We start from the raw sequence: 12153 nt of genomic DNA, 5'->3' as shown, positions 1-12153 counted from the left end.
AAGCATGTTTAATGAAAAATATCTGGAAAGTGCAGAGTTTTATAGACGGAGATATTCCACGTATTCGACGATACTTATAACGCCGTTATTTCTATCTGTTGTAATTCTTATATTTTTCTCGATGTTTGGAAAACGAGAAATTACGATAGAAAGTCCGGGGCAGATTACACCTAAGAAGACATTATCCTTAATTCAGTCTACTAGTAATAACAAAATTGATAAAATCAATATTCATGAAAATCAATTTGTAAAAAAGGGTGAAAAATTAATTGAATATAAAAACTCTGATGGTGAGATAACAAATAAACTTTTAGATTTACAAATAATAAACACAAACAATAAAATAACTGCTTTAGATACTTTCAAAAACAGTATTTTGTCAGGGAAAAACTTATTTTCAAAACCTGATAATTTTGGATATATGAACTTATATAATAATTTTTTAAATCAAATAAATGATATGAACGCTGGTTTACAGCAGACTAATTCGGATAGGATAAACGATGGTAATCAGGCAAAAAATCAAGTTAATACACTGGGTGATTCAAAAAAAGGATTAGACGCCCAGATTGAAAAGATTCAAGATGTAATTAAAGCAATACAGAGTGATAGGAAGGTTGACAATTCAAACAACTATAAGTATTTGTTCGATAATTATAATTCTCAAATTAGTGATTTGAGCCCGGACGATAAAAATAAACTTAAACAAGATACGTTAACTGAACTAAATACCCAGATAAATTCTCTAAAGGATAATAAGACTTCAATTGACCAACAAATAGCTGGTATAAAAGTAGAGAATACAGTATCCCCGAACCAAGTTAATGCACAGATTGGTCAATTGAAAGAGAAAACTATAGCCGATATTCAGAATCAACGTCAATCTAGTGAACTCTTAATTGATCAATTTGAAGCAAAACAAAAGGTTCAAAAAATTGATGATGGGGATCTTGTTTTAAAAGCTTCTAATACTGGGATTGTACATTTAGATACAGATTTACCTATGTAAGAAAGAATTCCAAACGGAACAACAATTGGAATGATTTATCCAAGTCTAGAACCGAAAACGCCATTGACGGTAACTTTTTACTTACCATCAAATAAATTGCCTGGAGTTAAAGTGGGTCAAAAAATTCGATATGCAGTTAATCAAGATTTGCCAAAGCCAATGGTTATTAACGGTGAAATCATCAAAATCGATGCTGTGTCAACAGAAATGAAAACGGGGAACTATTTTAAAATAGTTGCAAGTATTCCACGGCAAAATAAAAACACTATAAAAAATATTAGATATGGTAGTCAGGGGAAAGTTATAGTTATAACAGGTAAGAAAACTTGGTTCAATTACTTTAAAGATAAGTTACTTGATAAATGAGACGGTGGTTAAGTTAATCAGTAGAAGTAGAGGTGTATTATGTTTGAAATGTTATCTGATTTTTCAAATCTGAGTAGTAGTGAAATTGCTAATATAATTGGTGGTAATGGGAATAAGTTGGCAGTGAATATCAAGATGTTGAGAATACACAAAGGTATGACACAAGAAGAGTTAGCGGATGAACTGCATATCTCAAGAGTGTCTGTTACATTATATGAGGAGGGGAAGAGAATACCCTCATTAGACATAATCATGGCGCTATCAATTTTTTTTGATAGAACCATAGATGATATTGTTAAAATCGAATGTTACAGTTGGTAACAAATTCGTCTGTAAATTGAGTTTATAATTACTTATTGTAGGATAAATAATTTATAAAGAGGTTTGTGTAATGAGGAATTTGGATAATTTTGAATCTATGGTTGCTGATGATTTGAACACTGTAACAGGTGGGCAAGCAATTTTTAATGGTGCCAATGGATACTTGACACGTGACAAAAATGGACGCTACAAGTATGTAGTAACTAAAGGTGCAGCTGATGCTGTATTTGGAGTAATTAGTAATGGCTGGGGAGGAGCTGGCGCTGGTTTTGGTCGCCAACATTAATATGATATGGGTAAGTTAACTAAAAATGAGACGGTGTTTTTGAATTTACTATATGATTTTATTTTAGATCCATCAATAACGGAACGTGAACGCAAAATTGGCGTATATGCTAAACAGGATATCGAATCGGGGCGGTATCCCGTAGGTGTGATTAATCAAGTGATGGCAACGTTTCAACAAGAATCATTAAAAGTGAATCTTACAGCTAGTGCATCGGAATTCTATGATAAGTTAGGACCGATTTTAAATAAAATTGCCCCGCTTGGAACTAACAGAGGATCAATGTTGGTAAACCGCAGTTATTTAGACTAGACTATGCCGGTTGAAGTTAACTCAATCGCACCGGTAATTAGTTGCTTTTACAGCGATATTTAAAGCACGTTATACTTTGTATTTTTAGTTGGGCTTTTAAAGAAATTATTGTTTCTTACATTATGTACGAGACGATAAATGATTTTGAATTAGAAGGACTACTTATGATAGATGGTCCTTCTTTTTTCTGAAATTATTGGTTGGATCAGTGTTGGATTCAAATATAATTGAAGTACTTGAATCGTAATTTGCTGTTATATTAGCGGCTGAAAACATTACTATTCTAAAAAGGCAATTAAGAATGAACCAAGCAGTAATTTGTTGATTCTCATTATAATTTTCTCTACTACTTACAGCGATAGAAAAAAGTTTGATTTACATCATTGAACTGAACCCGAGCTTTTTTGCTTCGTTTAAAGACGAATGTTTAAATAAAGGCTAATATATGAAGTTTCAAAAGAAACGGATAACTTGGAAGCTAAGTAAGCTTCCTTCGTCGCTATCCGCGAATTTTTCATTAAAAAACCGATCTTGAGCGCTTAGCTTATGGATCGGTTTTTTGTTTGTAATCCGTTTGGGAATACGATAAGTCGAACGATATATTTGTCTTAATATTCTCTAGAAATAGTAGAATAATATTTTGTTTGCTGAAAGAAACCTGATATTATATATATTGACAGGCTTATATTGAGTATAGATAAGCCATTCAAGCGTAATTTCATAGAGTTCAGGGTGAACACTATTTTTATGAAAATTATTTTTAAAATATACATTGAATTAGTATATCTAGGATATTTATTTTGTTCGCCTAGCTTTTTAAAGATTTAAATTAATTAATAACAGAATCAATCGGTCATGATGGTTGCTTGCAAATGTGTAGACGAATTGACAAAGATAGGTTGGTTTAAGGCTATCTTGATTTGATAATTAGTAATGTAATTAATGGGGGGATTAATAAGATGAACTTTGCAGGAATTCTGGCGGGTGGGACTGGAACACGGATGGGTGCCGACAAGCCTAAACAATTTTTGACAGTTAGCGGAACACCGATCTTGATACATACTGTAGCAAAATTTTTAGAGAATAATACTTTTGATAAAATTTTTATCGTAATTACTGGTAATTGGGAAGCTGAGCTGAATGAATTACTGGCTAAATGGTTCTCGGCACAGCAGATTGAACGCTTAGCTGTTATAAAGGGTGGCGCGGATCGGAATGAATCGCTTTTAAATGCAGTTGCGGCTGCTGAAGAGATGTTTGGTTCAGCGTCAGATCATATTATGGTTACACATGACGTTGTAAGACCCTTTCTAACGAATGCGATTATCGCTCAAAATATTGAGCTTGCTAGTGAATATGGTGTCGCGGGAACTGCTTTGTCGGCAATTGATACAATTGGTGTGGGTAATCAACATAGTATTGAGGTAATTCCGCAGCGCGAAACAATGTATCAAGTGCAAACACCGCAGTCTTTTAATATTAATAAGTTTAAATCAGCATATGCAAATTTATCGGACGCTGAAATAGCCGGCTTAACTGAGGCAACTAAAATATTTATTTTGAATGGGGTTAGTGTCCCAATTGTTCGCGGGTTGCAACAAAATTTCAAGATTACGACACCCTTTGATTTGGCAATCGCGGAAGCATTTTATTCTGAGAAAGAAGAGTAGATATGGCAGCCTTTAATAAAAAGTTTAATTGGAATAAGTTCCTAACTGAAAAATATTTTTCTTTTGGACAAGCTGGAATACCCCCATATACAAATGCGTGGTTGTTTAAAGAGAACGGGGAAATCTCTTTTGGTGGTGGCAAGAACTTTAATGAGCGGTTTTGGCGGATTGACGATGACTGTTTGATTATTGAAGACCAAAATCATCAGATAACCACCAAATTCAATTTGCCAGAACGTTTTGTCCGCGGAGAAGCTTTGGTTGGTGATTTTGTGCCAGACGAGCATGTGAAGCATGAACTAAAGTTGGTGCAACGCGAGGCGGCAATTGAGGATTTGATTAATAATGCTAGTAATGACGCAAAGATGGCCATTATTAACGATTTACGGAGTGAATTGCAAGCTCCTGTAATAAAGCATAAACACAAGTTGATTCGAGTGGCTTTTATTCTGAACTCGATTGAAACAATTGATGCACAATTGATTCTGATGCACGCCTTAAAAAATGATGCACGTTTTGAAATGAAGGTGATTACGCTTAATCGGATATTTAGAGATGTTGAAAAAGCGGGTAGTAAGGACCAGTTGGATGAATATCTAAGGGAGGCCGGTTTTAAACCAGTTGTTGGTGATTTTGATGATCAGGCATTGGTAAGTTTAAAAAATTGGCAGCCAGATTTTCTAATTCGACAGTCAGAGTGGGATGCAGATTTTCCTGAGTCAATTGCCGCAAAGCGCTTAAATTGGACAAGGTTGGTCCACATTGCGTATGTTATTACAGAAAATCTACTTAGTAATCCTGGCGATTTGGAGAAGCCGATGTTTGTGTTGGATTATTATGAATACGTTTGGCGTTCCTTTATTGCTGAGCCGCTGACGAAGGCTGAGATTGATTTGCTTGAGGATACATACATTTCAAAAGAGAAGTTTTCAGCGGTTGGCTCGTTGAAGGCCTTACAAATAAGACAAACAAGCCCTAGGTGGCCGGTTGATGATCATGGTCGTAAGAAATTGATTTGGATGCCACATCATTCGATTGATGGATGGTTCTCCTTTGGAACGTTCGTTGAGGTATATCAAGGGATGTATGAATGGACGAAACAACATCCTGATGTGTCAGTGGTTTTTAATCCGCATCCGAGTCTACGCAGTGTTATTGCAAATCCTGCAACTGATTTTGAAGTGGCGGCCTATGATGAATTCGTGAACGCTTGGACTGAATTGCCAAATGCCGAATATTTGATCAATGAGGGTAGCTACCCAGCAGTCGCAGCTAGTGACGTTGTCTTGGCAGATGGCATCAGCATCTTATTTGAGGGTCAAGTCTTGAATAAGCCGATTGTTTTCCTTGAAAAACCGGACCATGTTCCCTTCACTGAGGCCGGTGAAGTAATTATGAGTGGGACGCATCGTGTTGACGGGCTAGAAGCAGCGTTGACAATGGTTGAACATTTATTAGTGGCAAATGACGATTTGGCAGAACAACAAAAACGAAATGTGCAGAATTGGTTAGTTAACGAGCATCCAGAGCATCAGATCATTGAAGAGATGGTCGCTGAATTAGATTAATCCATTGAAACCCCCACGAGAGATTATTACGATCGTGGAGGCTTTTTTATGCTGCATTAAATATTGCAAACATATAATCGACCATAGCCCTAAGTCTTGATGGTATAATACAATTATTCGTGAAAAGTGGGAGGCAATATGCAACGTCAAAGAAGTAAACAAAAAAAGCATGGTAAGAAGCGACTCTGGGTGTCGTTGAGTATCTTTGTTGTAGTCGTCGGGCTAATTGTTTTTGGAGGGGTCCAGTTTGAGCGAAACGTTGTTGCGGGACAAGCAGCAACTATCGTTTCCAAGGCAGCGCCAATTAGTTCGTCGTCGCTTGGGACTAGTTTGGCTGATGTTGAACTGGCACCTCGTTCAGCAAGTGAGATCTCTGATAAGCTAAATGAAAGCAGTAGTACTTTGATTAGTGAAAGTAACGGTCTGTTTGATAGTGCTGAAGCAACGGTGAGTGGTTCAACGGTGACAGAGACACTGACCACTTCGAAGTTGAATAGCCTTTTGGTTAATACAGCGATGACTACGAATGGTGATCAAGTGCAAACAATGGCAAATAAAGTTTTGACATCAATGCAATCAGCCGGTGAAAAGAACCCTAAGTTGATTGTCAATATTACCAATCCAGATGGAAAAGTCATAAAAACTTTGACTTATAGTAAATAATAAATAACCCGCGGAAGGATATCCGCGGGTTATTTATTTATATTACAGCTGTGCTAGGGCTTGCTGCATATCTTCAAGCAAATCATCGATACTCTCAATACCGACGGAAACGCGGACTAGTTCATCACTAATACCATTTTCAAGACGAACTGAGCGTGGGATCGAGGCGTGAGTCATCACAGCGGGAACCTCAATCAAGGACTCAACGCCTCCCAGAGACTCGGCTAGGGTAAACAATCGCATGCTTTCAACAAAGGTTTTAGTATCAAGTCCGGTGACAAGTTCCAATGACAGCATGCCACCGAAACCGTTCATTTGCGCTTGTGCTATTTGATGATCTGGGCTATTGATTAGACCTGGATAATACACTTTGGCAATCTTTTGGTGATTGTTTAGGTATTCTGCCAAGCGATTGGCATTTGAATTATGGCGCTCTACACGTAAAGCAAGCGTTTTTAGTGAACGTTGTAGGAGATAGCTATCTTGGGGTGATAGTACACCACCAATCGACATCTGAATGAATTTGATTTGTTCAGTCAGGCCGGAGTCTTTTGTGACGACAAAACCAGATATAAGATCAGAATGACCACCTAAATATTTGGTGCCAGAGTGCAAAACTATATCGGCACCTAGATCTAAGGGAGTCTGATTAATAGGACTGGCGAAGGTATTATCAACTGCCACAATCATTTGTGCTTGATGGGCAATCTTAGCGGCTTGAGGGATGTCGGTAACGTGGAGAAGGGGATTTGATGGCGTTTCCAAATACAACATTTTAGTGTTGGGTTGAATGGCTTCTTGAACGGCATGGGGATTATTTGTGTCAACAGCTGTGGCTGTGATGCCCAGATTACTTAATATGCGATTAACTAGACGGAAGGTGCCGCCATAGACGTCGGTCCCTATAATCAGATGGTCACCACTATGGAGTAGCGTCAGAACGGCATGAATCGCAGTCATACCTGATGAGAAAGCAAAGCCAGCTGTCCCGTGTTCAAGGGTGGCCATAACAGCTTCAACCGCGAAACGGGTTGGGTTTTCGCCGCGCGTGTATTCATACTTAACATGTCCGCCTAGTTCGGCTTGGTGATAGGTTGATGTCTGATAAATGGGGGGAATGACGGCGCCTGTTAATGGATCTTCTTGGATGCCGGCATGGATGACAGCTGTTTCGATTTGCATGGTTAAATACCTACTTACTTTTATTTATTGAACTACATTGTAAGGGTTTACAAACAAAGGTTCAAGCACTGATGTAAAATGGACGTGCTATAATTTTGCTAACACCTTGTAGGAGGGAAAGCTACGATGGCTGACAAGTATCCGACGGCTGAATTAATTGGGGTCGTGGTTCAACAGAACAATGATGGTGGTTACAAACCACAGAAAGGGCCGTTAACTTTGAGTGATTTTCACAGTTGGCGGATTGGTAAACACACAAAGGGGAAGCTCGCAGATGCCGGACAACTTTTCTTGACTGAAAATGGTTTGACTGTGATGCTGGTAGCCATTAATGAGTTAGCTTTTAAGAAGCGGCACACAATCACACCAATGGGACGCTTTCTGACGGTTAAAATTGATGCAGCAGTTTTGGCAGATGTTATTGCGGTATATACGCAATTGCAAAGCAATTAATACGAACACTTATTTGAATTCTAAAAACAATCTTCGTGAAAAATTGAAAAGCGCTTGTAAATGTGTAAATAATATGATAAATTCTAATCATGTTATAATTTTACACGGGAAAAGGAGAACGATTATGATTTATATTTATGTAACTTCAATTGATGATAATAATGATGATCGTTCATACTCATTCACAAGTTAGTGATTGGGCGTTTTCGTGTAACGCTTATCAGAGTTGGTTCTTAACCACCCTAATCGCTAACCGCGGCTTAGGGTGGTTTTTTATTTAGAAAGACGAAAGTAGGAGTGGGTTATGCAAGAACAGATAGAGTTAAAGCGTTCGATGGGAATTTGGTCAGGGTTAGCCCTGGTGATTGGGACTGTGATTGGTTCAGGGATCTTCTTTAAACAAGCGGGTGTCCTGCAGGATGCAGGTTCCTCGACGATGGCATTATTAGCTTGGTTAACAGGCGGAGTGATTACTTTGGCGGCAGCATTATCGATTGCTGAAGTAGGAGCTCGTTTGCCAAAGACAGGAGGCCTTTATTCATATATCGAATCATTATATGGTCCAACTGCTGGTTTTCTGACAGGTTGGATGCAAGTGATTGTTTATGCGCCAGCTGTGATTGCGGCAATCGCTGGTTATGCAGCATTCCTGACAGCTAATTTCTTGGGTTTGGCGCCTCGTGATGCTAGTTGGATTGCGGTGATTTATATTTTGTTTGTAGTGACGATCAATTTATTGGAGAATCGGGTGGCCGCTGGCTTTCAGGTGCTTACAACTTCGATTAAGTTGATCCCAATTGCAGTTTTGATTGGGTATGGTTTGTTCTTTGGTAAGGTTGATGCATTAGGGCAGACGGTGCATCAAGTGGCAACTGCGCAGAACGGTGGTTTTGGTGTTGCAATTTTAGCAACATTATTCGCTTATGATGGTTGGATCTTGCTGGCAAATATTGCCGGTGAAATGAAGAACCCTCGTCGCGATCTACCACGCTCATTGATCTTTGGAGTTTCAATCGTTGTGTTTGCCTATGTTGGTGTAACTTATGGTGTCTTTCATGCCTTACCAGTTGAACAAATCGTCAAGTTGCAAAATAACGCAACCTTTGCTGTGGCACAAACTGCCTTTGGTGATTTTGGTGGTCGAGCTTTGAGTTTGGGAATTATTATCTCAATGCTTGGAACGTTAAATGGTAAAATGTTGGCATTCCCGCGCATGGCTTACGCAATGGCACAGGATGGTCTCTTTCCAAAGTATCTGAGTAAGCTGACTAAAAAGACACAAGTTCCGACGAATGCGATTGCTTCAGTAGGAATTTTGGCGATCTTATTGGCAATTTTCTATACTGACGGTGTGGATCGTTTGTCTGATTTGGCAATTTTTGCAATTTGGATTTTTTATACAGCGGCTTTCTTCGGCGTATTCATTTTACGCAGAAAGGCTAAGATTGACGGAACAGATAAGTTAGATACATTATTCAAATCACCGCTTTACCCGTTGATGCCATTAGTTGCAATTTTCGGAGCAATCTTCGTACTATATTCTACGATTGTTAGTGATATTTATGGGGTCTCAATTTCTTTGATTATGGTTTTGCTTGGTTTACCAGTCTTCTTTTATTATAGGAAGAAAAATAATGTACTTCGTTAAAGTAATAACGTTCGGTTTTGTCAAAGCGGTAAAGGTCGGTTATATTTCGGGTTATGCTTAAAAAAGCGTAATTAATTGAACGTTTGTGCTATAATGTTCACAATATTATAAAAAATTACGAACGTTCGAGGATTAAAAGTATGAAAACACGTCGAAGCGATCGCTTAGTTGATATGACGCGCTATTTATTGGAGCGTCCACGGACTTTGGTTTCACTGACTCAATTCGCTGAACTTTATGAGAGTGCAAAATCATCGATCTCTGAAGATTTAACGATCCTAAAGCGCACTTTTCAAGAGCGGGGAATTGGACTACTGGAGACAATTCCAGGAGCAACTGGGGGAACGCGCTTTACACCATACATGACCGAGGAACATGCAGCTGAATTTGTAGCTTCTTTGGTAAATGCGATTGATGACGAAACGCGCGTTTTGCCAGGTGGTTATGTTTATTTGTCGGACCTACTTGGACAGCCTTGGTTTCTACAACGAATCGGTCGGTTGATTGCAACGCAATATTTGCATGAACCAATTGATGCAGTAATGACGGCTGCAACCAAAGGTGTACCAGTCGCGCAGGCCGTAGCTGAACAGTTAAACGTACCTTTTGTGATTGTCCGTAATGATACCAAGGTAACAGAAGGTCCAACGATGTCAGTTAATTATGTAACAGGACAATCACAGCGCTTAGAAAAGATGGAGTTGTCGCGTCGTTCCCTCCCAATGGGATCACGCGTATTAATTGTGGATGACTTCATGAAAGCCGGTGGTACGATCCGCGGTATGGCTTCTTTGGTTAAAGAGTTTGAGGGTACGACAGTTGGAGTGGCAGTAGTAGCTGAAGGACGCGTTGAACATCGCGTGATTGATAAGTACACATCATTGATTCATGTTGATACAAATAAGGATGACGGTGTTATCAAAGTTAAGCCGGGAAATTACAGTCACGAGATTTATCAAACTCAAACAGTAGACTAAGGAATTAAAGGAGTTATTGCGATAATGCAAAGAAATGTCATTATTTTAGCGGCGGGTAAAGGGACGCGAATGCACTCCGATTTACCCAAGGTATTACATGAAGTTGCTGGTAAGGCAATGGTTGAACTTGTCTTAGATACATCAAAGGCAGCTGGTGCACAAAAAATCGTGACGGTGATTGGTCACGGCGCGCAAGCAGTTCGTGATCGTTTAGGTGATCAAACAGAATTTGCGGAACAAAAGGAACAACTTGGTACGGCGCATGCCATCCAAATGACGGAGCCACTTTTGGGTGATGTTGAAGGCACAACAATTATTATGTCTGGGGATGCACCTTTATTTACGGTTGAGACGATTAATGGCTTGTTTGATTTTCATGCGCAAAGTGGTAATGCTGTGACGGTTTTGACAGCAACAGCGCCAGATCCAACTGGGTATGGTCGAATTGTCCGAGATGAAAATAATAATGTAACTAAAATTGTTGAGCAAAAAGACGCAAATGAGTTGGAGCAAGCGATTAAAGAGGTTAATACTGGCGTATACGCTTTTGATAACCAATTACTCTTCGCAGCGTTGAAGAAAGTAAAAAACGATAATGCGCAAGGCGAATATTATTTGCCAGATACACTTGAAATTTTGCGTGAGGATAATCATACGGTTGGTGCCTTTGTAATGGCGGATTTTGACGAGTCAATGGGTGTTAATGACCGCGTCGCTTTGGCACGAGCAAATGCTGTTTTACGGCAAAGAATTAATGAGGGTCATTTGCGTAATGGTGTGACAATGATTGATCCAATGAATACTTACATTGATGTAGATGTAAAGATTGGTTACGATACATTGATTGAGCCTAATGTCTACATTAAGGGGCAGTCTACGATTGGTAATCATGTGACGATCACATCGGGTTCACGGATTGAAAACTCGGTAATTGGAGACTCAGTAAAGATTGACACGAGTCACTTGGAGCAGGCGGAAATTCAAATGGGTGCAGATGCCGGCCCTTATGCTCACTTGCGTCCGAAGACGGTACTTGGTCAGGATGCCCATGTAGGTAACTTTGTTGAGTTGAAGAATGCAAAGTTAGGCAAGCATTCAAAAATGGGACATTTGTCTTATGCTGGTGAGGCGGAAATTGGTCAGGACGTAAATATTGGTGCTGGTACAATCTTCGTTAACTATGATGGCATGCATAAGCACACGACGGTTGTCGGTGATCGCGCCTTTATTGGTTCAAACACTAAATTGATTGCTCCGTTGGTCTTGGCTGATGAGACAATTACGGCAGCCGGATCAACGATTACTGATGATTTACCAATTCATGCGATGGGAATTGCTCGATCACGACAGGTGACTAAGGCGGATTTCTGGCATCGGACACCGTTATTTGGAAAGTTTGGTGCAGAAGAAGATTAAATTTTGTTGATAAGAAAGGTCAGATAGGTTTTGCTATCTGACCTTTTTATTTAATTAAAAAAGCTACCTAAAACTGAAATGTTTTAGATAGCTGAGAGCCGATTCAAACTTTGAGTTTGATCCAGTTCGTGACTCAAACTCGGGAAAGTAAGAGTCATTAGGAGTAGGTTATGGGTTGGTTAAACCCGATAAATGGTTGGTTAGGCCACTTATCATAGAAGATTAAGGTTGTAAAATGCGATCTTAATCAGTTAAAGGTCGGTTATTACCTTAACATGTACT

13 protein-coding genes are annotated in these 12153 nt (G+C 39.2%); 12 read left to right on the top strand and 1 reads right to left on the bottom strand.

Going from position 1 to position 12153, the window contains the following annotated elements; genetic code table 11:
• Nucleotides 1-4: 4 nt before the first annotated feature.
• The 8 genes from ESZ50_RS05450 (at nucleotide 5) to ESZ50_RS05415 (ending at nucleotide 6195) form a co-directional block, all read left to right on the top strand.
• Nucleotides 5-1009 (top strand): bacteriocin secretion accessory protein, encoded by a 1005-nt coding sequence (locus ESZ50_RS05450; protein WP_187387561.1) that lies wholly within the window; start codon nucleotides 5-7, stop codon nucleotides 1007-1009.
• A gap of 30 nt (nucleotides 1010-1039) precedes the next feature.
• The gene (locus tag ESZ50_RS05445) at nucleotides 1040-1375 is read left to right on the top strand and encodes an HlyD family efflux transporter periplasmic adaptor subunit (protein ID WP_148622580.1); all 336 of its coding nucleotides are present in this window, start codon (nucleotides 1040-1042) and stop codon (nucleotides 1373-1375) included.
• Between the two features lie 39 nt (nucleotides 1376-1414).
• On the top strand, nucleotides 1415-1696 hold the full coding sequence (locus ESZ50_RS05440; protein WP_148622579.1) for a helix-turn-helix transcriptional regulator: 282 nt from the start codon (nucleotides 1415-1417) through the stop codon (nucleotides 1694-1696).
• A gap of 70 nt (nucleotides 1697-1766) precedes the next feature.
• Nucleotides 1767-1982 (top strand): garvicin Q family class II bacteriocin, encoded by a 216-nt coding sequence (locus ESZ50_RS05435; protein WP_148622578.1) that lies wholly within the window; start codon nucleotides 1767-1769, stop codon nucleotides 1980-1982.
• A 6-nt stretch (nucleotides 1983-1988) separates the two neighbouring features.
• Entirely contained in the window at nucleotides 1989-2294 is a 306-nt protein-coding gene (locus tag ESZ50_RS05430) for a bacteriocin immunity family protein (RefSeq protein ID WP_148622577.1), read from the top strand.
• A 959-nt stretch (nucleotides 2295-3253) separates the two neighbouring features.
• Entirely contained in the window at nucleotides 3254-3964 is a 711-nt protein-coding gene (locus ESZ50_RS05425) for an IspD/TarI family cytidylyltransferase (RefSeq protein ID WP_148622576.1), read from the top strand.
• 2 nt (nucleotides 3965-3966) lie between these two features.
• Complete coding sequence (locus ESZ50_RS05420; protein WP_148622575.1) at nucleotides 3967-5532, top strand: hypothetical protein; 1566 nt, start codon at nucleotides 3967-3969, stop codon at nucleotides 5530-5532.
• Nucleotides 5533-5670: 138 nt separating this feature from the next.
• Nucleotides 5671-6195 (top strand): hypothetical protein, encoded by a 525-nt coding sequence (locus ESZ50_RS05415; RefSeq protein WP_148622574.1) that lies wholly within the window; start codon nucleotides 5671-5673, stop codon nucleotides 6193-6195.
• A gap of 42 nt (nucleotides 6196-6237) precedes the next feature.
• Here the strand turns inward: ESZ50_RS05415 and ESZ50_RS05410 are convergent, their stop codons facing one another.
• Nucleotides 6238-7377, bottom strand: coding sequence for a trans-sulfuration enzyme family protein (locus ESZ50_RS05410; protein WP_148622573.1), 1140 nt, complete (start codon nucleotides 7375-7377; stop codon nucleotides 6238-6240).
• A gap of 126 nt (nucleotides 7378-7503) precedes the next feature.
• Between ESZ50_RS05410 and ESZ50_RS05405 the strand changes: the two genes are divergently transcribed.
• The 4 genes from ESZ50_RS05405 to glmU all read left to right on the top strand — a co-directional run bounded on the left by ESZ50_RS05405 (nucleotide 7504) and on the right by glmU (nucleotide 11871).
• Nucleotides 7504-7830 carry a DUF7671 family protein gene (locus ESZ50_RS05405; RefSeq protein WP_148622572.1) on the top strand — a complete coding sequence of 109 codons (327 nt, stop codon included), beginning with the start codon at nucleotides 7504-7506 and terminating at the stop codon, nucleotides 7828-7830.
• 304 nt (nucleotides 7831-8134) lie between these two features.
• On the top strand, nucleotides 8135-9478 hold the full coding sequence (locus tag ESZ50_RS05400) for an APC family permease (protein ID WP_148622571.1): 1344 nt from the start codon (nucleotides 8135-8137) through the stop codon (nucleotides 9476-9478).
• 140 nt (nucleotides 9479-9618) lie between these two features.
• Nucleotides 9619-10455 (top strand): pur operon repressor, encoded by an 837-nt coding sequence (purR, locus tag ESZ50_RS05395; RefSeq protein ID WP_148622570.1) that lies wholly within the window; start codon nucleotides 9619-9621, stop codon nucleotides 10453-10455.
• A gap of 24 nt (nucleotides 10456-10479) precedes the next feature.
• Complete coding sequence (glmU, locus tag ESZ50_RS05390) at nucleotides 10480-11871, top strand: bifunctional UDP-N-acetylglucosamine diphosphorylase/glucosamine-1-phosphate N-acetyltransferase GlmU (RefSeq protein ID WP_148622569.1); 1392 nt, start codon at nucleotides 10480-10482, stop codon at nucleotides 11869-11871.
• Nucleotides 11872-12153 lie beyond the last annotated feature (282 nt).

The sequence above is a fragment of the Weissella muntiaci genome (assembly GCF_008107635.1).
GTDB classification, from domain to species: Bacteria; Bacillota; Bacilli; order Lactobacillales; family Lactobacillaceae; genus Weissella; species Weissella muntiaci.
The sequence above is the reverse complement of the archived record's forward strand: the minus strand, read 5'-3'. Positions and strand labels throughout refer to the sequence as shown.